24 protein-coding genes and 2 pseudogenes are annotated in these 24,272 nt (G+C 55.9%); 2 read left to right on the top strand and 24 right to left on the bottom strand.

The window, feature by feature from the left end:
- The 11 genes and pseudogenes from ACI9KD_RS09125 to ACI9KD_RS09075 all read right to left on the bottom strand — a co-directional run.
- Nucleotides 1-469: LysE family translocator (locus tag ACI9KD_RS09125; RefSeq protein ID WP_414980854.1), on the bottom strand; the 469-nt coding region annotated here is incomplete at its 3' end.
- A 13-nt stretch (nt 470-482) separates the two neighbouring features.
- The gene (locus ACI9KD_RS09120) at nt 483-2,021 is read right to left on the bottom strand and encodes an amidase (RefSeq protein WP_414980853.1); all 1,539 of its coding nucleotides are present in this window, start codon (nt 2,019-2,021) and stop codon (nt 483-485) included.
- 176 nt (nt 2,022-2,197) lie between these two features.
- Nucleotides 2,198-2,590 (bottom strand): DUF952 domain-containing protein, encoded by a 393-nt coding sequence (locus tag ACI9KD_RS09115; RefSeq protein ID WP_414980852.1) that lies wholly within the window; start codon nt 2,588-2,590, stop codon nt 2,198-2,200.
- Between the two features lie 207 nt (nt 2,591-2,797).
- A complete protein-coding gene (locus ACI9KD_RS09110; RefSeq protein WP_414980851.1) occupies nt 2,798-3,223 on the bottom strand; it encodes an EAL domain-containing protein in 426 nt (141 codons plus the stop codon).
- 13 nt (nt 3,224-3,236) lie between these two features.
- A pseudogene (locus tag ACI9KD_RS09105) lies at nt 3,237-3,866 on the bottom strand (diguanylate cyclase domain-containing protein); the annotation flags it as partial.
- Nucleotides 3,857-4,123 carry a PAS domain-containing protein gene (locus tag ACI9KD_RS09100; RefSeq protein WP_414980850.1) on the bottom strand — a complete coding sequence of 89 codons (267 nt, stop codon included), beginning with the start codon at nt 4,121-4,123 and terminating at the stop codon, nt 3,857-3,859. The pseudogene ACI9KD_RS09105 and the gene ACI9KD_RS09100, both read right to left, overlap by 10 nt.
- Nucleotides 4,124-4,242: 119 nt before the next feature.
- Nucleotides 4,243-4,770 (bottom strand): annotated as a pseudogene (locus tag ACI9KD_RS09095) (PAS domain-containing protein); the annotation flags it as partial.
- A gap of 111 nt (nt 4,771-4,881) precedes the next feature.
- The gene (locus ACI9KD_RS09090) at nt 4,882-5,334 is read right to left on the bottom strand and encodes a glutathione S-transferase family protein (RefSeq protein WP_414980849.1); all 453 of its coding nucleotides are present in this window, start codon (nt 5,332-5,334) and stop codon (nt 4,882-4,884) included.
- Nucleotides 5,331-5,504 (bottom strand): hypothetical protein, encoded by a 174-nt coding sequence (locus ACI9KD_RS09085; protein ID WP_414980848.1) that lies wholly within the window; start codon nt 5,502-5,504, stop codon nt 5,331-5,333. The genes ACI9KD_RS09090 and ACI9KD_RS09085 overlap by 4 nt, the downstream gene beginning before the upstream one ends.
- 70 nt (nt 5,505-5,574) lie before the next feature.
- Nucleotides 5,575-6,552: a tRNA pseudouridine(13) synthase TruD gene (truD, locus tag ACI9KD_RS09080; protein ID WP_414980857.1), complete on the bottom strand. Its 978-nt coding sequence runs from the start codon at nt 6,550-6,552 to the stop codon at nt 5,575-5,577.
- Between the two features lie 455 nt (nt 6,553-7,007).
- On the bottom strand, nt 7,008-7,724 hold the full coding sequence (locus ACI9KD_RS09075; protein WP_414980847.1) for a glutathione S-transferase family protein: 717 nt from the start codon (nt 7,722-7,724) through the stop codon (nt 7,008-7,010).
- Nucleotides 7,725-8,255: 531 nt separating this feature from the next.
- On the opposite strand from ACI9KD_RS09075, the gene ACI9KD_RS09070 reads away from it, so the two are divergent.
- Nucleotides 8,256-8,549: a hypothetical protein gene (locus ACI9KD_RS09070; RefSeq protein ID WP_414980846.1), complete on the top strand. Its 294-nt coding sequence runs from the start codon at nt 8,256-8,258 to the stop codon at nt 8,547-8,549.
- Nucleotides 8,546-9,226: an HD domain-containing phosphohydrolase gene (locus ACI9KD_RS09065; RefSeq protein WP_414980845.1), complete on the top strand. Its 681-nt coding sequence runs from the start codon at nt 8,546-8,548 to the stop codon at nt 9,224-9,226. The genes ACI9KD_RS09070 and ACI9KD_RS09065 overlap by 4 nt, the downstream gene beginning before the upstream one ends.
- Nucleotides 9,227-9,801: 575 nt before the next feature.
- Here the strand turns inward: ACI9KD_RS09065 and ACI9KD_RS09060 are convergent.
- The 13 genes from ACI9KD_RS09060 to nuoC form a co-directional block, all read right to left on the bottom strand.
- Complete coding sequence (locus ACI9KD_RS09060; protein ID WP_414980844.1) at nt 9,802-10,011, bottom strand: penicillin-binding protein; 210 nt, start codon at nt 10,009-10,011, stop codon at nt 9,802-9,804.
- Nucleotides 10,012-10,328: 317 nt separating this feature from the next.
- Nucleotides 10,329-10,724 carry a CBS domain-containing protein gene (locus tag ACI9KD_RS09055; protein ID WP_414980843.1) on the bottom strand — a complete coding sequence of 132 codons (396 nt, stop codon included), beginning with the start codon at nt 10,722-10,724 and terminating at the stop codon, nt 10,329-10,331.
- A gap of 71 nt (nt 10,725-10,795) precedes the next feature.
- Nucleotides 10,796-12,271 carry an NADH-quinone oxidoreductase subunit N gene (locus tag ACI9KD_RS09050; RefSeq protein WP_414980842.1) on the bottom strand — a complete coding sequence of 492 codons (1,476 nt, stop codon included), beginning with the start codon at nt 12,269-12,271 and terminating at the stop codon, nt 10,796-10,798.
- Entirely contained in the window at nt 12,268-13,785 is a 1,518-nt protein-coding gene (gene nuoM / locus ACI9KD_RS09045) for an NADH-quinone oxidoreductase subunit M (RefSeq protein ID WP_414980841.1), read from the bottom strand. The genes ACI9KD_RS09050 and nuoM overlap by 4 nt, the downstream gene beginning before the upstream one ends.
- Nucleotides 13,782-15,617 (bottom strand): NADH-quinone oxidoreductase subunit L, encoded by a 1,836-nt coding sequence (gene nuoL, locus ACI9KD_RS09040; RefSeq protein ID WP_414980840.1) that lies wholly within the window; start codon nt 15,615-15,617, stop codon nt 13,782-13,784. The genes nuoM and nuoL overlap by 4 nt, the downstream gene beginning before the upstream one ends.
- Entirely contained in the window at nt 15,614-15,928 is a 315-nt protein-coding gene (gene nuoK, locus ACI9KD_RS09035) for an NADH-quinone oxidoreductase subunit NuoK (protein WP_414980839.1), read from the bottom strand. The genes nuoL and nuoK overlap by 4 nt, the downstream gene beginning before the upstream one ends.
- Complete coding sequence (gene nuoJ, locus ACI9KD_RS09030) at nt 15,928-16,443, bottom strand: NADH-quinone oxidoreductase subunit J (RefSeq protein WP_414980838.1); 516 nt, start codon at nt 16,441-16,443, stop codon at nt 15,928-15,930. Before nuoJ ends, nuoK begins: the two co-directional genes overlap by 1 nt.
- Entirely contained in the window at nt 16,440-16,967 is a 528-nt protein-coding gene (gene nuoI, locus ACI9KD_RS09025) for an NADH-quinone oxidoreductase subunit NuoI (protein WP_414980837.1), read from the bottom strand. Before nuoI ends, nuoJ begins: the two co-directional genes overlap by 4 nt.
- Before the next feature lie 3 nt (nt 16,968-16,970).
- Entirely contained in the window at nt 16,971-17,924 is a 954-nt protein-coding gene (gene nuoH / locus ACI9KD_RS09020) for an NADH-quinone oxidoreductase subunit NuoH (protein WP_414980836.1), read from the bottom strand.
- Nucleotides 17,917-20,676 (bottom strand): NADH-quinone oxidoreductase subunit NuoG, encoded by a 2,760-nt coding sequence (gene nuoG, locus ACI9KD_RS09015; RefSeq protein WP_414980835.1) that lies wholly within the window; start codon nt 20,674-20,676, stop codon nt 17,917-17,919. Before nuoG ends, nuoH begins: the two co-directional genes overlap by 8 nt.
- On the bottom strand, nt 20,676-21,998 hold the full coding sequence (gene nuoF, locus ACI9KD_RS09010) for an NADH-quinone oxidoreductase subunit NuoF (protein WP_414980834.1): 1,323 nt from the start codon (nt 21,996-21,998) through the stop codon (nt 20,676-20,678). Before nuoF ends, nuoG begins: the two co-directional genes overlap by 1 nt.
- Nucleotides 21,995-22,483: an NADH-quinone oxidoreductase subunit NuoE gene (nuoE, locus tag ACI9KD_RS09005; RefSeq protein WP_414980833.1), complete on the bottom strand. Its 489-nt coding sequence runs from the start codon at nt 22,481-22,483 to the stop codon at nt 21,995-21,997. The genes nuoF and nuoE overlap by 4 nt, the downstream gene beginning before the upstream one ends.
- A gap of 4 nt (nt 22,484-22,487) precedes the next feature.
- Nucleotides 22,488-24,245, bottom strand: coding sequence for an NADH-quinone oxidoreductase subunit C/D (gene nuoC / locus ACI9KD_RS09000; RefSeq protein WP_414980832.1), 1,758 nt, complete (start codon nt 24,243-24,245; stop codon nt 22,488-22,490).
- Between the last annotated feature and the right edge of the window lie 27 nt (nt 24,246-24,272).

The raw sequence follows: 24,272 nt of genomic DNA, 5'->3' as shown, positions 1-24,272 counted from the left end.
AAATCACTGCAAAATGCAGATTAAACAGGTGTTTTCCGGACAATAAAAACGGCGGTATGAGAGCTATAAAAAAGGCCCAGCCCTTGGGGTTGGCAATGGCGGTAACAAAGCCCTGAGTGACGAGAGATCGTCGACTTACTGCCACTGAGCCCGCGAGAGCTTCGGCGTGTATCGCCATGCTGCCGCGAGAGTGCCACATCTGAAGTCCTAGCCATCCCATGTACAAGCCGCCCAAGAGAGTAAACACCGTGAACGCACGCGGGTAACGGATCATCAGGCTAGCCACCCCGATGCCGCTGAGTGTTGAGACGATGGCGACGCCTGCGATCTCTCCAGCCATCATCCACGCGGTACGCCGCAAACCGACGCTCATGCCTAGGCTCATCGCCAGAGTCATGCACATGCCGGGCGTTGCCGATATCAGCAGCATGGTGGGTATAAACAATAATATTTTGGTCGGGTCGATCATGGGTGAGCCGTGCTTAGCGTGAAGTTGGGGGTCGTTCTACAAGCACCGGGCGCCGCTCAAGAAAATCGGTCACAGCTTCGTAGGCAGTGGCAAAGCCCAGTACGCGGCTGTCATCGCCATACGGTCCCATCACTTGTAGTCCCATAGGTCGAAGCTGATCATCGAAGCCCGCCGGTACATTGATCACCGGGATGCCCGGAATACTCCCGGGTATTACTACTTCCATCCAGCGGTGGTAGGTATCCATTAGCTGACCGTTGACGGAGGTCGGCCAGTGCACCGTCTTGTCAAAAGGAAAGACCTGCGCGCTGGGCAGAATTAGAAAATCGTAAGTCTCGAACAGTCTCTGCAGCTCGATGTACCAGCGTGATCGTGTTGCTTTCGCTGCCTCGATGTCTTTAGCGGAGAGTACATAGGATTGTTCGATCTCCCATTGCAGCTCCGGCTTAAGTAGTGGGCGGCGTGCTGGGTCTTCGTACCAGTCGAGCATGCCTACGCGGGACGAGTTGCGAAGTGTTAGCCAGCATTGCCAGAGCTCGGCCATATCAAATTCTGGCTTGACCCGATCCACGATTGCACCCGCGTCTCCGAGCGTGGTCAGCGAGGCTTCACAAAGGGCAAGAACGCCTGGCTCCATGGGGAGATAGCCGTCGAAGTCACCCAGCCATCCAAGTCTCAGACCCTTCAGTTCAAGGGGCTCCCCCGTCCCGATTCTTCGCGCAGCTGACCACAGTGCTTCTGGTGCATCGCCATTGAGTTCCGGCAACATGGTTTGCAGAAGGCGAATCGTATCCCGGGTGTTGCGACCCATGGGGCCCCCGGTCGCGAGGTCTCGGGTGAAGGGGTCATTACTGCCCAGCAAGCCGGCGCTGGGCCGAAATCCAATGACATTGTTGAAAGCACCGGGATTGCGCAGAGAGCCCATCATGTCACTGCCGTCCGCGACGGGAAGCATGTGCGTGCCGAGGCCGGCTGCAGCACCGCCGCTGGAGCCTCCAGCAGTCAGATCGGGATTCCAGGCACTTCCCGTTACGCCGTAAACCGGATTATAGGTCTGGGAGCCCAGTCCAAATTCTGGTGTGTTGGTCTTGCCGATAAAAATCGCACCGGCGCGGCGAATGCTCGCGGGCAGGGGGTCATCTTCTACGGCGAGGTGATCTCGAAAAAGGGGCGATCCGTAGGTCACGGGCATGCCGGCCACAGCTTCCAGATCCTTAACTGCATGAGGCATGCCGTGCATCCAGCCGCGGTAGATGCCCCGTGCGAGCTCCTGGTCGGCCGCACGTGCCTCGTTCAGCAGAAGGTCGCTATCGCGCAGCGCGACAATGGCATTGTAGGTCGGGTTGTAGCGGTGGATGTGGGCAAGATAAGCAGACATGACTTCTTCGCTGCTTAACAGTTTCATTCTGATCGCCAGGGACAGTTCTGTGGCGTCAAGATCCGTGATCTGCGCGGGCAGTTTCGAAGCAAAAGACCTCGCCATCGCAGCAGTCGGAAGTGTCAGTAGGGCGCTCAGACCTGCGCCAGCCGTCAAAAAATCTCGTCGTCTCATTATGGGAGCCCTAAGCTTGTTGTTGTTCCGACTGGAGCTCAGGATAGGGGGTGTTGCACTACAATATCAATCGATCAGGCGCTGGTTGGCGCAAGTGACCCTAAGAGACGTTACTGGGTGACGTTGGAGAAGCCCAGCTCCGGAATCATCAGCGGTGCACTTGAACGTCTTTGGGTCTACTGAAAGATGTCGGAGAGCACCCACAAGCTATTTTTATCGCGGGTAAACTCGCCTTTGCGCTCCACCATAGACAAGTCAAGGCCACGGTAGTAATCGGGGTTGTCACCAATCCACCTTAGATACTCATCGTCATCAGCGAAAGTGACCTGCAGTAGGAACAGGGTTTTTCTATCGAGGTAAGGGCCGTTGGCATAGCCCATGATCAGATCGAGTTTAGAAAAATGGATGTATCCCTCAAGCTCGATGGAAAGAGGAGAATAGATATTGTCTTGCGTGAGTGTATCCAGCTCTTCCTGACTAACAATGTGGTAAAGCGTTATGTCAGCAACCGATACCGTCGCTGTGCTCACAGAGACGATCAACACAACTAAACTGAGAAAGAACTTCATAAACGGCCTGTAGGGATTGGTGTAAAAGCAATGTCGCAAAACCTAACACGTTAAACCGAGTTGGTGAGCAGCTAGATCTAATCCCGATCAAAAATATTTAATTCCGCTGGAAAGCGCCGTGAATATAGGTCACTCAACGAAACTGTTGAGAAGTGGCGACACCAGCGAGTCGCCGTCTGATCAACACCGGTTTCTACGGATACGTCGCTAATCTTGCAGTGATTGAACAAATCGATCGCTAGGCATGGGTTTACCAAATACGTATTGCTGAAAGTGGTTACAACCTTGCTCCATGAGAAACTCCTTCTGCGCCTTGGTTTCGACCCTTTCTGCGATTACCCCAACGTTCAGACTTTTGGACATGTTGATAATCGTAGTAACAATCGCGCGGTCGTCAGGGTCTGTTTTGATATCACGTATAAACGACTGATCTATTTTGATTTGGTCCAGCGGTAAGCGTTTTAGATATTGTAAGGATGAATAGCCCGTTTCAAAGTCGTCCAGCACGAGGCGAATCCCAATCTTGTTCAACGAAGTTACTTTTGTGATTGCATCTTCAATATCCATCAGCAACAGAGATTCCGTCAACTCGAGTTTTAGTCTGGTTGGATAGATGTCGTAATTGCGAACCATTGCCTCGATATGACTAACGAAATCCGATCGACTGACTCTTATAGTTCACTGGTTTTTGGTAATACATCGCAAACTGCTGCTCGTCCAGCGCACGGGATAGATCTATTTCCAGCTCGAGTCTGGCGTTTAGGTTTTTTTGCATGCTCGGGTCGAAAAATCTAATTGTATTGCGATCTTCGTTTTTGGATTGGCACATAGCGATATGGGCCTGCTTGAGCAGTTCATCCACACTGTGATCGGAGTTTTCGATCATTGTGGCGTCGATACTCGATGTACTTTCGTAACTAAGCGTGTCTAATTGATAGGGTCGGCTCAACGAGGTCATTATTTTTGCTGCGATCAAGTTCGCGTGTTCCTGCGCTTCGATACTTTGCTTACCAATGTCTTCGATTATTATCACGAATTTATCGTCACCAAAACGACCCACCGTGTCGCATTTTCGTACGCAAGACAGCAATCGCTGAGAAAATCTCTATAGCAGTAAATCACCGATGCTGTGCCCCAGGGTGTCATTGAGATTTTTGAAGTGATCTAGGTCGAGAAATAGCAGCGCGCCTTTATTTCCACTGCGATTGATGGTCGTCATGGCCTTACTCAGTCGGTCTAATAGCAATCGACGATTGGGTGGTCTGGTTAGCGGATCGTAAAATGCTTGATCTCGTCCGCAGAGGACTTGCTCAGCGTTATGTGAACAAAGGTAGCAACGTAGTTAGTCACCACACCAACATCATTCTTAACTGCAGAAATAGTCAGGAATTCCGGAAAGACGCTGCCATCTTCTTTACGATTCCAGATTTCCTCCTCCCAGCACCCGGAGTCGCTGATACTGGCCCACATGTCTCTATAGAAATCGGGATCCTGTCGCCCCGACTGAAGAAACCTTGGGTTTTTGCCGACCACATAGTCCGAGGAAATCCAGTGATTCGACAGAAGGCTTCGTTTACCTTGAGGATGTCACCTTTCTGATTGGTGTCGATCGCCTTCTCGACCTTTCGTTGCCACTCGTCTACCAGGCTTTTATCCATAGCAAACATCGCGTAGAAAGCCTTGTTAGCAAGAACAAGACGATGCTCGTTATCGTTGACGAATAAGGGCTCTGCGACCTTGCTGAATATCGACCTTAACTTCACACGCCCATTGTTAAGCATGCTCTGGGTTTGCTGCCGCTCAGAGATATCGCGCCAGATACAGTGAATGATTGTTCGGTCATCGACTACGATGCTAGAAAGGGCTACCTCGACGTCAAAGTTGGATCCATCGGCCTTGGTGTGAATCCATTCAAATCGATGGACTCCGTTTTTCCCGGCCAGAGACATCATTCGCTCAGCTTTGCTAAAAGAATCTTCACCATCAGCCTGAACAGGGGGCGAGATTTTTGATAGGTGTAGATGGAGGAGCTCACGGCGGCTGGTATAGCCGAGAGCTTTGATTGCAGCTTCGTTACATTCTACAACCTGATTGTCCTCGATAACCCAGCTCGGGTCAGGAGACAAAAAGTACAATTGCTGAAACCAGTTATGACTATTTTTAAGATAGGTCTCTTTCATCGGGCACTTGGCACTCTGTTAGGGCTCCAGCCGCGCGTAAACACCCACTTCAGCCTGTATTCGCTCCGCGTAGCTACGAAGGCCTGGATACTCTTGAGCGATAGTGGAGATTCAGGTAGCGGGTTGATTGTCGATGAGTCCGGACAATAAACTAGCTACGGAAAAGTCGAATACGGTCAAGCGTTCTCCCAGCAGATAGGTTTTTCCATCCAGTGCATCCTCCAACGCGGCTAGATCGCGACGGGCAAATCCCTGTTGCTCTTCGAAGCTGTGCTTACCTAGACCATGTAGAACATAGGTCCGACGCATCTGGCGTCGCGCCAGCACGCCGATGGCAGTTCGCAATCCTGGCGGAAACGCATTGAAGAATCCCTTCTTTACATTCACAAACCAGGCGTTATCCAACCAGCGACTGGCGACCACTAACCAATAGAGATGGTCATCCATCAGCCGTGTGTACGCCATACCCTGACCGTACTCGCTCGGCAGTAAATGCCCAATTAAAGCACCGTCTCTCTTGCGATCAAGATGTTGAAAAATGAGTTCTGAGTCAGGAATTGTCACCCTGTCATCGACGATAAACGGCAGTTTCCCCTAGGCGACTTGCCCGGATCAGATTCAAGCACTATCTCAAACTCCATACCGAGGTGAGCTAGCGCCATCTCTACCCGCAGACAGAAGGGACTTACGTTGCGCAGACCGAAGGCCTCGGGGAATGTATAGAGCTTGATCATAGTGGTTACTTGGGTCGTTGCCGCCTATCTTACTGGTACACGGGCGATCTGCACTCTTCCGCGTTCTGGCTTATCGCGAGCTTACCGCTTCACACAACTCACGTAGCACCGCCGTAGCAAACGTGCCTCTGTCAAGGGTAAATGAGAGGACAATGCCCCCCTCAATGAACTCGCTCGCCAGATCTCGAACCGGTAGGCGCAGACTCCGAGTGCCCGGTTCGACGCGGCCCTTGTCTAGCGCGGATTGCCAGATTTCAGGCTCGATGTTCGAGCCTTCGCCCGGGAGAATGCCCGCCGGATGTACGTCCATTTCCTTACATCGACGCTGCAACTCTTCGTCGATCTCCATGACGTCAAAGACGCTCCTGGTGCCATCGAGATTTGCCAGATCACCGGCGACGAACTGGTTCCAGGTCGCTTCCTGAACTCGCTTGGCGAGCGCCTCATTAAACAAGAACGATCGGACCGTCGATATCGCAAGACTCCGCTTATGGCGAGGTAAGCGTCTGCCGGTAGCCCAGTCGTTCGCAAGACGTAGGTTCCCGCCGTCGCGTCCGAAGCGTTGCTCACCGAAGTAGTTCGGCACCCCCCTGCTGCGAATCTCCGTAAGGCGGTTTTCGATCGCGCCGTGGTCGGGTATCGTCTCGCAACGCAATACGAGTCGGAATGCGTTGGCCCGGTGTGCACCGCGGCGCAGCTTCCTCAGGTGCCGCTGCACATCGACGATGCGTACGCCTTCAATATCGAGGCCCTCCCAGACCGGCGCGTTCCAGCGTGGAATACTGAACCATTGTTGGGTCACTGCGTGTCGATCTTTTAGGCCGGCGTAACCGACGTCTTTGGCCGGCACGTCGGCAAACATGGCAAGCTGCCGAGCGACCCACTCTGTGTTCGCACCGGTCTTTTCGATCCACAGATAGTCGTGCTCGCCGTCGCCGCTGAACTCCCAGCCGAGTTGCTCAGTCACCTGAAAGTCCTGCGGAACCGAACGCAGGCGTGCGACAAACAGGGGAGCGCTCTGTGCGCGGGGCCAGTCTGGCAATTCCATTGAACTCACTGCTTGGGCTTCCTTGTTTCTAGCCAAGTGATTGGCCGTGCCCGAGGAGATAGAGTTACGTGGCTAGCTCACGGGGGGTGTGATGGTGTGGATCACCAGTGATCGGCGCCGAGTATGCCTGCATCTGGAATCGGCAGCCAAACCCTGGAAAAGATCGATACACGTTAGTCAGCTTCGTGACAGATTGGTACCCTTTTATTTCGCGCAGCCAGGTTGCACCAGGTGGATGGGAGCTATCATCAGTTATGGGGTGGCTTACCGTGAAGTAATTCTGGAGGCAGTTCACAGCACCGAACAGTATAAGAACAATCAGGCAGAGCAATCCCACGAAGCAACAAGGGTGAGAGAGCGAGGGATGCGCGGGCCCAAATCAGCTGGGCAGGCTCAGCGATTCTTGGGCGCCCATACCGCTATTGAGAATCTATTCAATGTGGGTCGGCACTTGGTCAGGGCTGCGGCCGCGCGTAAACGCCAACCTGGGCCTGTATTTGCTCCGCATAGGTACGCAGGCCTGGATACTCCTCGGCGATAGTTGAGATCCAGGTGGCCGGTTGATTATCGATGAGCCCGGACAGCAGGCTGACCACGGAAAAGTCGAATACGGTCAAGCGCTCTCCCAGCAGATAGGTTTTTCCATCGAGCGCATCCTGTAGCGCGGCGAGATCGCGACGGGCAAATCCCTGCTGTTCCTCGAAGCTGTGTTTACCCAAGCCATGCAGGTTAAAGGTCTGACGCATCTGGCGTCGCGCGAGCATACTGATGGCCGTTCGCAGTCCCAGTGGAAACGCGCTGAAGAACCCCTTCTTTACGTTCGGAAACCAGGTGTCATCTAACCAGCGACTTGCCACCATCAGCCAATAAAGATGGTCATCCACCAGCCGTGTATAAGCCATACCCTGACCGTACTCCCCCGGCAGCAGATGCCCATACAAAGCACCCTCGCTCTTGCGATCGAGATGCTGAAAAATAAGTTCTGAGTCAGCAATCGTCACCCCGTCATCGACGATAAAGGGCAGTTTTCCTTTAGGCGACTTACCCGGATCAGATTCAAGCACCGTCTCAAACTCCATGCCGAGGTGGGCTAGCGCCATCTCCACCCGCAGACAGAAGGGACTGACGTTGCGTAGACCGAAGGCCACGGGGAAGGTGTAGAGCTTGATCATAGTTGTCCCTTTAGCTGTTGTAGCCAATGCCCCTCGCAGGAAATATTCTAGGCCGATCTGAGCTGGAGTGGGTTGACCGGCCAAGCGTTTCGCCACCACGTGGAATCGATGGGTCAGCGCTCACATATGGCTATAAAAATTATTGAGATTCCTGACACATAGGTACCGTTTTATTCCGTGTACATAGATTAGACAAGCGAGCATTTTGGAGACGGCTCCAAATGCCCTGAAAAAGTGTAAGCACAGGTTCGCCGCGCTAGGCTGTTCCGCCCTCCGTATCGCCGTCTGCTTGAGATTGCTGCTTATGCAAAAGACCGTGCTGTCATTGACACCATCAGGCCATAAAAGGTATCGGATTTGTCAAACTTTATCAGCGCAATATTTTGGGCATGTTTGAATGAGAAGTCATCTAGACATTGAACGAACCGGTGTGGACCTGGCATGGCTTAAACGCATTATCGTGACCCACTGCCGTCTATAGGCATTGAGTCAGATGGGAAAGGTCATGGAGCCACACTAGACGGCGTATGCATGACTGACGATTTCCAAAACGTCGAGAAAGGAAAACGTGCGGCCGAGTTGGCCAGTGCCAATGAAGAGTTCGCCTTCCAACAGACTGCGCTCCGTCAGAGCGAGCTGTTTGGGGAGGAGTTCTTTGATGAACATATAAGACCCCACGCCGAACGCTGTTTAGCCGGAGGCGATGTGGATTATCAGGACTGGTTTGATTTTCCGTCAGCGAAGGCTCGCTTCATGCAAATCCATTACTACTCATATCGCAATGCTGACGGCGTGGTCTTGGGCTTTATCGTGAAGGGCCCATGATCAATAAAACTCTCGAATTGGAAGCGCCTCACCGTGATGGACACCTGATACCCGTGGAGTGTTCGATTACTGTTGTGACGACTGACGGGGATACTTATTTCAATGCTTTTCTGCGTGACATCACCGAAAAAAATGATACCCGAAGTGAACTTCTCAAAAGTCACGCCGATCTGAAGGAAAGTTTGCTTGGCACCATAAGAGTCATTACCAAAGCAGTTGAGGCCAGGGATCCGTACACAGCAGGACACCAGATGCGAGTGGCTGATATTGCTTGCTGCATTGCTGAACAAATGATGATGGATGATAAGCGAATCGAAGGCATCAGGATGGGGGCAGCAATTCATGATGTTGGCAAAATTCAGACGCCAGCAGAGATTTTGTCAAAGCCCGCAGAGCTGTCAGCAACGGAATACAAATTAGTACAAGAGCATGCAGTCACAGGATATGAGATTTTAAAAGATATGAATTTTCCATGGCCTGTAGCGAAGATTGCTTATCAACATCATGAACGCATGGATGGCTCTGGCTACCCACAAGGGCTTAAAGGAAAGGAGATATGTTTGGAGGCGAGAATCGTAGCCGTCGCCGATGTTATTGAAGCTATGTTCCCCGTTGCCACAGTTAATAACAGGGCTGGCAAAGCTGAGCAGGCCATTATGAGGCCCAAACATTACTGACAGACTACAATGTTCAAGATGGCCCACCCACATTCAAATCCTCGGACCTTATGAGCAAGCAGATGAGCAGCGTCGATATCCTGATTATCAGTGGCGGCCTAAGGTGCGGGAATCTCATCGAAGTGATGGCGCCAAGCTTGGGGAAAAGTCACCAGCAGCACTGCGCCTAAACGTTTCAGACTATTTCCCGACGGACATGCTCTAGCAACACCTGGAGCATTTTCGACCTCAGTAGTGGTAGTTGGGGACTATAGTTCATGGACGGGGCCCGTAGTCTAATTGACATGCACTTGTATATTCGAAAAGACAACGTGTATGTGTCTAGTTAGATATCGCGCTTGAAATCACAGAACAGCAATGGAAGACCGCATTCGAAAGCATGATCGCTGGCCATTAGTGCCTGCTATCAAGTGGACTGTTGGGTCAAGTTTTGTGCTCTTTATCATTAGCGCGGGCCACCGGTGTTTATTAAACTGAGTTTGCGAAGACTGTTTAATGGGGTAGAGCCGCATCACCATCAGTCGCGAAGTAATCCGCCTGAGGTGCACAAACTCGCGATTTGCAGAAACGAGTCCTTAGTAGTAGGAGTTAGGTGATAGGCCGGGATTGATTTCTCCGCCGACCTCATCAGGATCAATACCCTTGTCTAGGAGTGCGGCTCGCACGGTCTCGATGTGCTCGAGAACCACAGCGTGGCGATCGCCGTACTCGTATCGTGTTACCTCAATGGCCTGCGGCATGTAGGTGTAGGCGATCTTAAGGGCCTGTAGTTGGTCGTCAGTCATAACTTCTCGCTTGCTTATCTGATAGGGAGTGTAAACCTGCACCCGCCGTACGACGGACACTGTCTCGTTGGCATGAGGGTATCTGTTTTCTTCTCAAGAACAGAGGCTTGTTGAACACCTAGGGAGATTACTGACAAGTTGACTGCGTGACATCGAATACGTGATGTTTGAGTGCGGCACTATACAGCCAGGAAACGATCGGGCCCAGCTGAGGGCCGCACGTGGGTTAGGACGGTTGCTTGAAGCCAGCAGATCGGAATTGTTTTATTTCCGACTTTTAACTTGTCAGCACCGTCAGCAGACACTTACCCTGTGCGTCAGTTGGTCACGGCGGCCAATAGCTGACGGCAGGTGATCTGGCCAACCAGTTGGCCATCCCGAACCACTGGACGACGTCGTTTATTTTGTTTGAGCATGTCCTGCGCGATATCCACGATATCCTCGTTGGGGTGCGAGACAATCAGCTTGTCTGAAGACATGAACTCACTCACGTCACCAACACTGTTGGTGTTGTTGTAGACAGCACTGAGGATAGCTCGCAGGCAGTCCATTTCTGACAAGACACCTATGAGGTTGCTAGAGGCATCTATGACGCACACCCCGGATATTTTATTATCGATAATCACCTTTATGGCGCTTTCAATACTGTCGTCTGACCTGACTTTCACGGGGTTATGCAGCATGTAATCGCTGATATTTGTGGACTTAAACATACGCCTCTCCTTGCGAGTGCCGTCTACTTACAATTATTGAGCTCGGCAGATTCATGGTGAATTTACCGCGATCAAAACATCTCTTTCAGATAGTGCATCAATGTCTGTGGCAATAAGCCCAAGGCGAGAATGGCTGTCAGCAGAATGACCGCCACCACGCGCGTCGTGAAACTCAAAGGCAAGTTCCCTGCCATCGGGGCTGCGCTTGTGTCGGCGCCGCCGGAAGCGGGTGAGCTTGTGCTGACAGTCATTTGATAGACGACCCTCAGATAGTAGTAGATACCCAGAGTGGTACCGATAAGCAACAGCGCCAGAAGGACCCAATGCTCGCCCGCCACGGCGGTCGAAAAAATGTAAAGCTTGCCAATAAATCCTGCCGTCAGTGGAATGCCGGCGAGGGACAACATCGAAACCATCATTAGGACGGCGAGTAATGGCTGACGCCAGAAAAGACCGCTTAGACTTTCAAGATCGACATCGGAATCCGTATTCATCTCGGATTTAAGTAAGGTCACGACCCCAAACGCCGCGAGAACGGTAGGCAGATAGGCGATGAGATAGAACACGGCGGCTTCTGATGCCAGCGCGCGATTTTGCGGGTCCGCAGCGGCTGAAAAAATGATCATCAGGTAGCCTATATGAGCGATGGAGGAATAGGCGAGCATCCTCTTGATGTTGTTCTGAAGCAGCGCCAGCAGGTTACCCATAACCATACTTAGCACCGCAAGCAGCGCTGTCACCTCAGTCAATGCTGGAAAACGGTACAGCTCCGCCAGAATGAAAAAGCGCAGCAGCACAATAAATGCAGCAGTTTTTGCAACCGAGGCGAGAAATCCACTGACAGGTGATGGGGCACCTTCGTAAACGTCAGGCGTCCACAAGTGCATGGGCGCGGCCGCCAGTTTGAAGCCCAGCCCCACCAGCACCATGCCGGCCGCAAACAGCGGCATAGGCCCGACCAGGCTTGTGCTGCCAAGCCCGGCGCCTATCCCACTAAACGTTAATGCGCCGGTAGCCGCATAGAGCAGTGCGAAACCGAACAGCATGATTGCCGTCGCGGCGCCGGAGAGCAGGAGATACTTCGTGGCCGCTTCTGCGGGACGTTGCTGCCGACTCGGGTAGGCAATCAGGGCATAGAGCGAGACGGCCAGCAGTTCCAGACCCAGAAGCAGCGAAGCGACATGATTGGCATAGACAAGCACGCAGGCACCCAGCGTGGCCAGCATGAGCAGCAAGTAGTATTCATCAGGCTGATCACTCTGTGCGGCGATCGTCTTCGCCGATAGCAGCGCCGTCACAGCCGCCGAGAGAGAAAATGCGGCGCACAGCAGGAGCGCAAGAGAGTCCGCCATTAAAAGCGGGGTGATCTGCAGCGCTGGCCCGCCCGCCGCGCCAATACTCGCTAGAACGCAGATCCCGTACACCATTACCGACAGAGCACGGGTCAGTGCAGACTGGCGGCGCAGCGCTATCTGCAGCATCAACAGCAGTACACCGCCGGCCAGAGTCAGCAGGGGGGCGAGCAAGACGTACGCAGAGGCGTTCACGGTAGTACCGCCACGGAGGTGAGTTGCATCGAGGCGTAAATGCCCTGAAGCACCGGCTGCACGAGGTCGAAGACGGGCTGCGGATAAAGTCCCAGCCACAGCAAGCCCAGCATCATGGCGCCCATAGTGGCCATCTCAAGACTGCCGAAGTCCTGGAACTCGCGCTGTTCGTCGGCTTGCCCGAGGAACGCCTGCTGAAGCATCCATAGCGAATAGATAGCGGCCGTGATCATGCCTACAGCCGCCAGAGCTGTCATCCAGGGATCGACCGTGAATAGTCCGAGCAGCACGAGAAACTCCGCGACAAAATTGCCCAGTCCAGGCAGGCCGAGGGACGCTAGGGCAAAAAACATAGCGCATGCGCCCATGCGCGGCGCGTTGTGCCAAAGGCCGCCCATCTGACGCATATCGCGACTGTGTAGGCGGTGCTGTAGGGCCCCGGCCAGCATGAAGAGTGCGGCCGTGCTGACACCATGCGCGACCATTTGCATGACTGCGCCTTTGGTGCCCAGATCGTTGAGGGCATAGATGCCAAGCATGACGAACCCCATGTGACTGACCGAACTGTAGGCGACCAGGCGTTTAAAGTCGGTCTGTGCAAAGGCCAGAAGTGCGCCATAGATGATGCCTGCCACGCCGAGAATGATGGCGATGGGTGCGATTGCCTGTGACGCCTCCGGGAACAATGGCAGGCAGAAGCGTAGTAGACCGTAAGCGCCGGTCTTCAGCAGGATCCCGGCAAGCAGCACACTCCCGGCGGTCGGAGCCTGGGTGTGTGCGTCCGGAAGCCAGGTGTGGAAAGGGAAGATCGGCAGCTTCACGGTAAAGGCGATAAAGAAGCCCAGCATTAGCCAGAAGGCCGTGCGCGGGCCCAGATCAACCAGAAGCAGATCGAAGTAACTGAAGCTCATCACCCCGGTGTTTTGCAATGATGCAAAAGCAAGGCCCACGATTGCGGCGAGCATCAGGAGCCCCGACGCCTGGGTAAAAATAAAGAACTTCATGGCCGCAGCGGATCTGCTTTCATGTCCCCAAATGGCAATCAGGAGGTACATGGGGATTAGCATGACTTCCCAGAACAGGAAGAACAGCAGCAGGTCCAGGGCCAGGAATACGCCGATGACGCCCGCGACGGTCCAGAGCAGATTGGCCTGAAAAAAGCCGGGGCGAAAGTCCACCTCTGACCACGAAGACGCCACTGCTATCAGGCCAAGGAGCAGTGTAAGAACCAGCATCAGTAAAGAGAGACCGTCGAGCGCGAGTTCAAAAGAAATGCCAAATCGCGGTATCCACTCGAACTTGCTATGCAGCAGCCACGTGTCAGCGTCGACGGGCGAGGTCATCAGCGCCAGGCGCCCGCCGGGGAGATCCGCTATGAGTCCCGCCAGGTAAGCCAGCGTGAGCAGCAGGGTGCCGACGGTAATCCAGCGCGGGAGACGGACTCCGACGCGTTCGCTCTGCCAGGCTATAAGCCCGCCAAGCAGAGGTAGCATCACCAGCAGTGCAATGTTCACAGCTCGGCCCTCAGCACAACGGACAGCACAAGGATCAGAGCCAGAGCCAGCGTTGTGGCATACCAGCGAACTTCACCGGTTTGCAGTGCGATGACCAGGCGATGTCCCAGACGTGATAAATCAATAAAGGTGTTGTAAATAAGGTCTACGGGCTCTGCCCGCCACCAGCGAGCAAGCGTCTTATAAGGTGTGACGAGCAGTACCTCATAGCACTCATCGATCAGCCAGCCCCTACGCCAGAAGCTCTGTACACTTTTGCCTACGGCAGATTCGCTAAGTGAGGCCAGAGAAAGCTGTCGACCCAGAAACAGCAGATAAGCCAATGCCAGCCCAAGGAGTGGGATGCCTATGCTTATGTACTCTACTGCGTGATTGACGCTGTGTGGATCAGACGTGGGTACGGCGCCGGCAAGGGGTAATGCAATCCAGCCGCCCAGCAGTGACAGTACGCACAACAGCATGAGTGGCACAGCCATTCGCCAGCCGGGCTGGCGGTCAGGTTCCGTGTGTGCCGGGCCAAAAAACACGATGAATACGAGGCGGAAACTGTAGATGCCTGTGAGAAGTGCGCCGAGCAGACCACCGAGCCATAAGATGGGCCCGATACCGGCCTGATCATAGGCCATGAGAAGAATGGCGTCTTTGCTGTAGAAGCCTGAGGTAAAGGGCAGAGCTGCTAACGCGGCGGACCCGATGACAAAACTCCAGAATACGACCGGCAGACGCGTGCGCAGACCGCCCATTCGGAAAATGTTGTGCTCATGGTGAAGGCAGTGAATAACGGCCCCTGCAGCGAGGAACAGCAGTGCCTTGAAAAAGGCGTGGGTCATGAGATGGAACACGCCCGCGCTGAATGCGCCGACACCAAGCGCCAGGAACATGTAGCCGATCTGGCTGATGGTCGAGTAGGCGAGTATGCGTTTGATGTCGTTTTGGACCAGAGCGGTGAACGCTGCGAGCAGGAGGGTCACAAGACCTATCCAGGCGATCGCTTCCATGACCGCTGGCGCGAGCAGGAACAAATCGGCCGTTCGGGCAATAAGATAGACCCCGGCGGTGACCATGGTCGCTGCATGAATAAGCGCGCTAACCGGTGTCGGGCCTGCCATCGCATCGGGTAGCCAGACGTGCAGAGGCAGCTGCGCCGATTTGCCCAGCGCGCCGCCAAGAAGTAGTGCGGCGGCAACGGCCGGCAGTGTGCTGCCGCTATCCCACTGAGTGACCGCCGCTGACATGAGTGCTTGAATGTTGAGCGTGCCTAATTCGGTAAAGAGCAAGAGCATGCCCAGCGCCATGAGCGTATCGCCAACCCGTGTTACTACAAAAGCTTTGCGGGCCGCTGCGCCGTTGGCCGGGTCGCGATACCAGAAGCCCACTAGCAGGTAAGAGCACATTCCCACGCCTTCCCAGCCCAGGTACAGCAGGAGCAGGTTGTCAGCCATCACCAGCAAGAGCATCGAACCCACGAACAGGTTCATGTAGGCGAAATAGCGACAGAGGGATTCGTCTTCCCACATGAATTCGCTGGAGTACAGATGAATAAGGAAGCCAACTCCGGTGATTACCGACATCATCACCACGGTTAGTCCATCGACGTAGAACGCGATGCGCGGTTTGAAGTCGCCTATCTCCATCCAGGTCCAGAGGAGTTGCTGCTGAACCTGTGGCTCGCTGAGATAGCCGGCGGCAAGAATGGCTACCAGCAGCGCGGAGATTCCCACCGACCCGGCGCCGAGAAGCGACGCGGGCAGTCGCGGCATGCGACCCGCACTTAATAGCAGCAGCGCGGAACTGGCCAGGGGCAGACAGGGGATTAGCCATAGCCAGTTCATCCCTGAAGCCTCCGCACGGCGTCCATATCCAGGGTCTTGTAGCGACGTTGAATTTGCAGGAGCAAGCCAAGACCCAGGGCTGCCTCCGCGGTGGCGACACTCAGGATCATCAGAAACATCACCTGTCCGTCCGCCTGTTGCCAGCGCGCACCGGCGGCAACAAAGGCCAAGGCCGTGGCGTTGAGCATCACCTCCAGCGACATCAGCATGAAAAGCAAATTGCGTCGCAGCATGAGCCCCGCAAGTCCGCAGATGAACAGAAGCCCCGCCAGTATCAGTACGTGCTCCAGGGGTATCTGCAGGCCTGACATCAGCTGGGGCCCTCTTGATTCGGGGCGCGGAAGGCACGCGCAACATGGTAGGCCCCTGTCAGGGCCGAGAGGAGTAGCATTGCCGCTATTTCCACCGCCAGCACGTAGGGACCGTACAGGCTGAGTCCGACTTCCTTCGGTGATACGGACTGTCCGGAGGTCTGTTCTCCCCCGAGTTTGATGGCGATGAGAAGTTCGGCGAGCAGTAGCGCAGCGAGTATGGACGGAACTATCCAGGTCCTGAATCCCATCCACTGACGTTCGCGGGCCTCGCCGGCCTCTCCCAGGTTCAGCATCATTGCCACGAAGACGAAGAGAACCATGATGGCGCCGGCATAAATGAGTACCTGCAGAGCCGCGGCAAACGGGGCACCAAGAAGAAAGAAGATCACCGCGACGGCCAGTAGTGACAGGATCAGGTAGATAAGAGCATGGGTGACATGGGCGCGCGTCAAGGCCATAACGGTACTCACCAGCGCTACTATCGATGCCGCGTAAAATACAGTCTCGATCATGGCAGGAGACTCCTGACGTCGATGGGTGCCGCTTCGTTCTCGGCTTCACCCTTGTCCTTACCTGCCACGGCCAGTCCCGCGACGCGATAGAAATTGTAGTCGTGGTATTTGCCGGTGCCATCGATCTGCAGGTGTTCCTTCTCATACACCATGTTGTTGCGATCGTATTCGCACATCTCAAAGTCCGGTGTTAACTGGATGGCATTGGTTGGACAGGCTTCCTCGCAGAAGCCGCACATGATGCAACGCGAAAAATTGATCCGGAAAAACTCCGGGTACCAGCGACCGTCATCCTTAACACCCTGCTGCAGCGCGATGCAGTCCACCGGGCAGGCCACCGCACACAGATTGCAGGCTACACAGCGCTCTTCACCATCGGGGTCGTTAGTCAGAACGATACGTCCACGATAACGCGGCGCCAGATAAGGTTTTTCCTCCGGATACTGCACGGTCTCGGTGCGGCTAAAGCTGTGCTGAAGAATTGTCCACAGGGTAACTAATTGACTGGCAATAGCTTTAAACATGGCTCAGCCTCGCAACGCCAACGTGATCGCCGCGGTGGCGAGCAAATTGATTAGTGTAATCGGGAGCATGTACTTCCAGCCGACGACCATAAGCTGGTCGTAGCGGGGCCTTGGTATCGCGGCGCGCAGCAGGATAAAGAAGCAAATGAGGACAAAAACCTTGATGAGGAACCAGACCAGCGGCGGAAGCCAGGGGCCCAGCCAACCGCCGAAGAACAGCGTAGTCATCATGCAGCAAATCAGGATAAGCCCCAGGTATTCGCCCAGCATGAACATCGCGAACTTCATGCCACCGTATTCCGTGTGGAACCCGGCAGTCAGTTCGTGCTCTGCCTCCGGTAGATCAAACGGCAGGCGGTGACTTTCCGCGATGCCGGCAATCGTGAAGGTCAGTAAGCCGAGTACCTGCGGGACGCAGAACCAGAGATCGCGTTGGGCCTCGACGATAACCCGGGTGCTGAAGCTGCCCGCGAGCATCACGACCCCCATGAGCGACAATCCCATGAAGACTTCGTAGCTGACCATTTGCGCCGCGCTACGCAAACCACCCAACAAAGCATATTTATTATTTGACGCGAGTCCACCGAGCATCACGCTATACACCGCCAGCGAAGTCATCGCGAGGAAAAACAGCAGGCCGATGTTGCTGTCGAGAATTAAGAGCTCTGGACTGAAGGGAACCACCGTCAGGCCCAACAGCATCACGATGACGATGATGGTGGGTGCCAGTACAAAAACGAAACGATCGGCAAAGGGTGGAATCCAATCGTCTTTAGTCAGCAGCTTGAGCATATCTGCAACGACCTGCAGAACACCAAAGGGTCCGAGCCGGTTTGGACCCCGGCGGTCCTGCCAGATTCCCAGCAGCCGCCGTTCGAACCAGGTCAGCAGTGCCGCGCCGCCGACTGCGGCGCTAATCAGCGCTAGCGCGAAGGTGATGTTACCCAGCTCAGACATGTTGCACCCGATCGCTGCCGATCACCTGCGCGGCTGAACTTGGGCGCACCCAATCTGCCGCCCGCGTCAGTGTTACCGCCGCCATGGGTATCAGTCCCTCGCATCCGGCGACCCCTGCGCTGTACCCGACGCAGCCTGCTGGCATAAGCGGATTCACTTTGACCTCCAGCGTCGCGAGGCTATCACCCACTACCAGGCCATCGCCGGCGGTGACCCTCAGCAGCGTCGCAGCGGCCGGGTCAATCTCCACAAAGCCCGGCTTTACAAGCTCGGATACTCCCGGGCTCAGAGCGCTGAGCTCATCGCTGCCAAATATTTGCGGGCGTGGCACGAGCCGCCACTGATCATGGTCAATGGCCGCAGCGGCAGCTGTGGGCGCAGGTAGCTGCGCTATGGGCGTATCGGGTAGCAAGCGCACCCCGGCACTCCCACCGCGAATGGGTCCGCCCACTTCTGCCTGAAATTTGTGCAGGGACTGGTTTGAGTTCCAACCGGGAGACCACACAAACGGGAGGAGTGAGCCCGGCTCATCGCGATTCAGTCCTTCCATGGTGTAGGACAAAGCAGTCTCTTCATCGGTCGGCTGTTTGGGCTCATGTACCGAAACGTTTGCGCGCATCGCCGTGCGGCCGCTGTAGCGCTGGGGCTGACGAGGGATCTTCAGCCCAAGACTTCGGTAATCGTGGTCTGGTGCCGCGTTCACCATTGCGGCAAGAGCCGGCTCCGCCGCAGCGCAGGCGTGCATAAGGTCGTCAAAGTGTTGCAGCGCGGCGAGGTCATCAAGCCCGCGAGACTCAGCCAGCGCTCGGAGCCAGCGCCAGGCCGGCTGACGATCTGCAGCCGGAGCGAACACCGGAAAGTGTCGCTGCGCGCGACCCTCCATACTTACCAGGGTGCCTTCTCCCTCGAGCGGACTCGCGGCAGGCAGTACAAAGGCGGCCGCCGATGTCGTGGCGTTATCCATGCCGTCAATGGCGATCACCGTGGCAAATGCGCCCAGCAACTCATCGATCTGTGCCCGGGAACCGCGGCGGTAAAGGTCGTTTTCAAGAATCACGAGCGTGTCGAGTTCGCCAGCTTGGGCACGCTCGCGCAGGGCGTCGAGGTCCGGGGCATTTTCACCCACGAGCATCGCCAGTCCCAGACTATTGGCTTCCGGTACGACCAGCGAGAGCATGGCGGGCTGGTGAAGTTCACAGAGTGCTTCGGCGATCTGTGCCGCTGCATCCATACACGCGGGGTCTCCGCAGCTGGTGCCCGAGACAATCAGCGGACGTTTGGCAGCGCGCAAGGCATCTGCGGTGCTAGCGACCAGTGTGTCGATATTCTCATCGCCCATTCGCTCGCTGCTGCTGCGCAGTCGCTTGGCGACCGCAAAACCAAATGCCGCAATGCCGGCGGGGTCAAGCGATGCCCGCGCTTCGGCGACGTCATCCAGACGGGTATCTCCCGCCGTAACGATGAACATCGGGCTGCGCTGATTCTGAGCCAGATTTCGCACCGCGGCATCCTGCCAGGGCTGTAGTCCGAGGTCAGCGGCCATTTCGTAAGCCTTGTTGCGAACGCTCTGGCGGAGCGCCAACGCCAGCCGCGGCGCGCTCTGGGTGACATCCTCAGCGAGAATCAGAATGGCATCTGCGCCTTCCAGCGCATCCAGATCTGGCGTGCTTGCAGTGCATCGGCGCTGGAGATCAAGCGCTCTGTGCACCAGTGATTGCTCCTGCACAGAAAAGCCCGGTGCAAAATTGTCTGCTCCGGCTATCGCGCGTAACAGATAGTTGCTTTCCACTGATGCGCGTGGCGAGCCGATCGCGCCAAGCCGGCCCGTGGAACCCAGGCGTTGTAAATGCTCGAGCGCCGTGGCGCTGTCCAGAGCGTCGTACTTGCCCTGTGCGTTGCGCAAGCCGGTATGCTCGAGGCGTGAGTCTTGATTGACGTAGGCGGCGCCAAAGCGGCCTCGATCGCAGAGGAAATAGCCGTTGACCGCCGCATTGAAACGGTTATGCACGCGCTTAAGCTTGCCATAGCGTTCCCCGGGCATGGTGTTGCAGCCATAGGCGCAGCCCGTGCATACGGAAGGTGCGGACTGTAAATCCCACTTGCGCGTGTACTGATTAACGAGGGTCTTATCGGTGAAGACCCCGGTGGGACAAACCTCTACAAGATTGCCGGCGAACTCGCTTTCCAAAACGCCGTCATTCTGACGACCGAAGTAAATATGGTCATGCGCGCCCAGCGCGGCAAGGTCCTCGCCGCCTGCATAATCGCGGTAAAAACGTGTGCAGCGATAGCAGGTGATGCAACGGTTCATCTCGTGCTCGATGAGCGGGCCAAGATACTGGTTGCGATGGGTGCGTTTCTGGCCCCGGTATTGCCGGTCCCGGTGACCGACCATGACGGTCATATCCTGGAGATGACATTCGCCGCCCTCACCACAAACCGGGCAGTCATGCGGGTGGTTGATCATCAGCGATTCCACGATCGCTTTGCGAAATTCACCGGCTTTGTCACCGCTAAGGGAAAACAGTGCGCCGTCACTGACCTGCGTCATGCAGCCCATGACAATCCGTCCGTGTTGATCCTCGGCATTCTGGTACTGCACGACCGCGCACTGACGGCAGGCGCCGATAGAACCCATAGCAGGGTGCCAGCAGAAATACGGTAGGTTTAATCCCAGGGACAGGCAGGTCTCCAGCAAGTTTTTACCGGCCTCGACTTCATAGGCGACGCCATCGATGTGAATAGTGGCCATTAGCGGCACCCCCGTGCATCGAAGCGGCACTCTCGGTCGTGAATATGTGCCTCAAAATCATCTCGGAAGTATTTGATGGCGCTCTGCAGCGGCTCCATGGCGCCCGGTGCCAGCGCGCAGTGTGTGTTGCCCATGGCGCCGATATACCCAATTTGATGTGCGAGCGTGTCCATGTCCTCAGGCCGGCCTGTGCCCTCTGCGATGGAGCCCAACACCTGCGCGGTCCAGGGCAGGCCATCGCGGCAGGGGGTGCAGAAGCCGCAGGATTCCTGGGCGAAAAACTGGGTGAGATTGCGGACAAAGCCCACCGGACAGGTGCGGTCGTCCAGAATGATCATGGTCCCGGTGCCCATGCGGCTGCCGGCCTTGCCGATGCTGCCGTAGTCCATGGGCAGATCGAGGTGTTCCTCCACCAGGAAATCAGTAGAGCCACCGCCCGGCAAAAAACCGCGCAGCTTGTACCCATCTTCCATCCCTCCCGCATGCTCCTCGATGATTTCGCGCACCGATGTTCCGATGGGCAACTCCCAGCAACCGGGGTTTTTTACCCGACCGCTCACACCATACATCTTGGTACCGGCGTCCTCGCCCTTACCTAGTGCCTGGAACCAGTCCGCACCGCGCTCAATGATGTGGTGCACATTGCACAAGGTTTCGACGTTATTCACGATAGTTGGACGACCCCACAGTCCGCTCACCTGCGGGAAGGGGGGCTTGGCCCGGGGATTGGCACGCTTGCCCTCCAGCGCATTGATTAACGCGGTCTCTTCGCCACAGATGTAGCGTCCCGCACTGACATGCACATGCATCTTGAGGCTGAAGTCGCTGCCGAGAATATTTTCTCCCAGGTAGCCTTTGGCGTGGCAGGTGGCAATCGCTTCGCGCAGCAGCGCGGCCGCCTTGTAATACTCGGCGCGAATGAAAATATAGGACACGTCTGCCTGCAGGGTATACGCCGAGAGGATCATTCCCTCGATCAGTTGATGAGGATCACACTCCATCAGCAAGCGGTCTTTAAATGTTCCGGGCTCCATTTCATCGGCATTGCAGATCAGGTATTTGTGACCCGGGGTAACGGCATCGCCCATGGGCACGAAGCTCCACTTCATGCCCGTGGGGAACCCGGCGCCACCGCGCCCGCGCAGGTTTGAATCCTTGAGTATCTGCAAACAGTCCGCCGGGGCGACTTTGCCAATAGTGCTGCGCAGGGCCTGGTAGCCCCCGTTGGCTTCATAGGCCGAAAAATCTGTGGGAGAACGATCAGCGCGAACATTGCGGGTTAGCGGATTCGACAGCGCACTGGTGGCCCCGGACATTGTCATGAGGATTCACCTGCGTCCAGAATGTCGCACAGCTGCGCGGCGTCTATCGCCGTGTGCAGGTCTTCGCCAACCATCATCACCGGAGCCTTATCGCAGGCACCGAGGCAGGTAATCGGCAGCAGGGTATAGCGATTGTCGACGGTGGTTTCTCCCGGTTCGATGCCTAGGTGCTCACTGATACGGGCCTGCAGTTTGTCGCAGCCCTTAATCCAGCAGGTGATGCTGTCGCATAGCAGGATGACCTTGTCGCCTACCGGCCGGCGAAAAATCAGGTTGTAAAACGTGGCTATGCCCTCCAACTCTTCCGCGGACATATCGATGTGCCGGGCGATGGCGAGGAGACTCTCGTCCGAGATCCAGCCGCGGTGTGACTGCACGATCCTGAGTGCGTCGATCGCGACCGCCGAGCGATAGGGCAGGTGAGCGATCTCGGCATCGATCTCGGCGAGCTCCTCGGGACTGAGCGCAGGGATAAGTTGAGTCATAGGGCTAGCGATCCACGTCGGCCATAACAAAGTCGATACTCGCGATGATCGCGATCAAGTCCGGAATCATCAGTCCCCGGCTGATCAGCGGTATCTGTTGCAGTGCTGCAAACGACGGCGTGCGTATTCGCGTACGGTATGACCCGGTCCCGCCATCACTGATCAGGTGATAATTGTTAATACCCTTGGTTGCTTCGATGGGGAAAGAAGCCTCGCCGGGCGGTATCACCGGCCCCCAACTGACACTTAGGAAATGGTGAATTAGTGTTTCGATGTCATGCAGGGTCCGCTCCTTAGGCGGCGGTGTCGTCAGCCGGTGCTCGCTCTTGTAGGGGCCCTCGGGCATGTTGTCGAGGCACTGCCGAACGATGCGCAGGCTTTGGCGGATCTCTTCGACACGCACTGCCGCCCGGTCATAGCTGTCTCCCTTGTTGCCCAGAGGGACCTCGAACTCGAACTGGTCGTATCCACCGTAGGGGCGGTCCCTGCGCAGATCAAAGTCGAAACCCGTAGCGCGCAGCGACGCCCCGGTAATCCCCCAGGCAAGTGCCTCATCGGCGCTGTAACTGCCAATGTCTACAGTCCGCGCCTTGAGAATGCTGTTGTTCATTACCATTTTTTGGTAGTGATCCAGGCGCGCGGGCATGGCATCGATAAACTCACGCACCATGGTCTCCCAGCCCGCTGGCAGATCCTGGGCAACGCCACCAATACGGAACCATGCGGGATGCATACGTCCGCCGGTCACGGCCTCGATGATACCCAGCAGGCGTTCGCGATCGGCGAACATATAAAACACCGGAGACATCTGGCCCACGTCTTGGGCGAAGGTTCCGTAGAACACCAGGTGACTGGAAATGCGAAACAACTCAGAGAGCATAATGCGGATAACGCGCGCCCGATCGGGCACCGTGATGCCCCCGAGCTGCTCTACGGCCATCACATAAGCGAGGTTGTTCATCACCCCGCCGAGATAATCGATACGGTCGGTGTAGGGAATGAAGGTATGCCAGCTTTGGCGCTCGCCCATTTTCTCGGCACCGCGATGGTGATAGCCGATGTCGGGCACGGCGTCGACTACCACCTCACCGTCAAGCTGCAGTGCAATGCGAAATACCCCATGTACCGAAGGGTGGTTTGGCCCGAGATTGAGGAACATGAATTCGGTGTCGCCGTTACTGCGTTCCATTCCCCATTCCTCGGGACGAAACAGTAGGGCCTCCTGCTCCTGCGCCTGTTGCTCCTCGTTGATACTGAAGGGCTCCATTTCAGTAGCGCGGGCGGGGTGATCCTTGCGCAGCGCGTGCCCAACCCAGGTGGGCGGCAAAAGAATACGTCGCAGATTGGGATGTCCGGAAAATTCCACGCCATACATATCCCAAGCCTCGCGTTCATACCAGTTGGCGTTTGGCCATATCGCGACAGCCGAGGGCACGACGGGGTCGTCAATGGTGACCGCCGTTTTCAGGCGGATCTCCGCGCGGTCCGCGATATTCAGCAGGTGGTAGACCACGGTGAAATCGAGCGCGCCCTCAGGCTTGTGCTGGCGCAGGCGCTCGTCGATAGCAAACAGATCCAAAAGGACCACGAACTGCGGGCGCAGATGGCGCAGGATGTCGAGTAATTGTGTTCGATCAACATAAAACGTCGGCGTGCCGTCCGCCGTTTGCTGCGGCAAAAACGCCGGCGCGCCGAACTGCGTGAACAGCCCGTCCACGGCTCTGTTCTTACGGTCATTGCTGGGTGCCTCGGCTTGCAGCATGGCTGCTGGGCTCCTCGTTTTTTTGGG

Origin of the sequence: Congregibacter sp., assembly GCF_047617445.1 — a bacterium.
Classification (GTDB): domain Bacteria; phylum Pseudomonadota; class Gammaproteobacteria; order Pseudomonadales; family Halieaceae; genus Congregibacter.
This window is presented reverse-complemented; position numbering and strand designations above follow the sequence as displayed.

Coding starts and splice junctions, on each gene's coding strand:
- nuoJ (WP_414980838.1), bottom strand. CDS start 16,443: ATGATCGAGACTGTATTTTACGCGGCATCGATAGTAGCGCTGGTGAGT.
- nuoK (WP_414980839.1), bottom strand. CDS start 15,928: ATGTCAGGCCTGCAGATACCCCTGGAGCACGTACTGATACTGGCGGGG.
- ACI9KD_RS09120 (WP_414980853.1), bottom strand. CDS start 2,021: ATGAGACGACGAGATTTTTTGACGGCTGGCGCAGGTCTGAGCGCCCTA.
- ACI9KD_RS09055 (WP_414980843.1), bottom strand. CDS start 10,724: ATGTTTAAGTCCACAAATATCAGCGATTACATGCTGCATAACCCCGTG.
- ACI9KD_RS09070 (WP_414980846.1), top strand. CDS start 8,256: ATGACTGACGATTTCCAAAACGTCGAGAAAGGAAAACGTGCGGCCGAG.
- nuoF (WP_414980834.1), bottom strand. CDS start 21,998: ATGACAATGTCCGGGGCCACCAGTGCGCTGTCGAATCCGCTAACCCGC.
- ACI9KD_RS09065 (WP_414980845.1), top strand. CDS start 8,546: ATGATCAATAAAACTCTCGAATTGGAAGCGCCTCACCGTGATGGACAC.
- nuoG (WP_414980835.1), bottom strand. CDS start 20,676: ATGGCCACTATTCACATCGATGGCGTCGCCTATGAAGTCGAGGCCGGT.
- ACI9KD_RS09115 (WP_414980852.1), bottom strand. CDS start 2,590: ATGAAGTTCTTTCTCAGTTTAGTTGTGTTGATCGTCTCTGTGAGCACA.
- nuoH (WP_414980836.1), bottom strand. CDS start 17,924: ATGTCTGAGCTGGGTAACATCACCTTCGCGCTAGCGCTGATTAGCGCC.
- ACI9KD_RS09060 (WP_414980844.1), bottom strand. CDS start 10,011: ATGACTGACGACCAACTACAGGCCCTTAAGATCGCCTACACCTACATG.
- truD (WP_414980857.1), bottom strand. CDS start 6,552: ATGGAATTGCCAGACTGGCCCCGCGCACAGAGCGCTCCCCTGTTTGTC.
- ACI9KD_RS09075 (WP_414980847.1), bottom strand. CDS start 7,724: ATGATCAAGCTCTACACCTTCCCCGTGGCCTTCGGTCTACGCAACGTC.
- nuoL (WP_414980840.1), bottom strand. CDS start 15,617: ATGAACTGGCTATGGCTAATCCCCTGTCTGCCCCTGGCCAGTTCCGCG.
- nuoI (WP_414980837.1), bottom strand. CDS start 16,967: ATGTTTAAAGCTATTGCCAGTCAATTAGTTACCCTGTGGACAATTCTT.
- ACI9KD_RS09110 (WP_414980851.1), bottom strand. CDS start 3,223: ATGGTTCGCAATTACGACATCTATCCAACCAGACTAAAACTCGAGTTG.
- nuoC (WP_414980832.1), bottom strand. CDS start 24,245: ATGCTGCAAGCCGAGGCACCCAGCAATGACCGTAAGAACAGAGCCGTG.
- ACI9KD_RS09085 (WP_414980848.1), bottom strand. CDS start 5,504: ATGATCAAGCTCTATACATTCCCCGAGGCCTTCGGTCTGCGCAACGTA.
- nuoE (WP_414980833.1), bottom strand. CDS start 22,483: ATGACTCAACTTATCCCTGCGCTCAGTCCCGAGGAGCTCGCCGAGATC.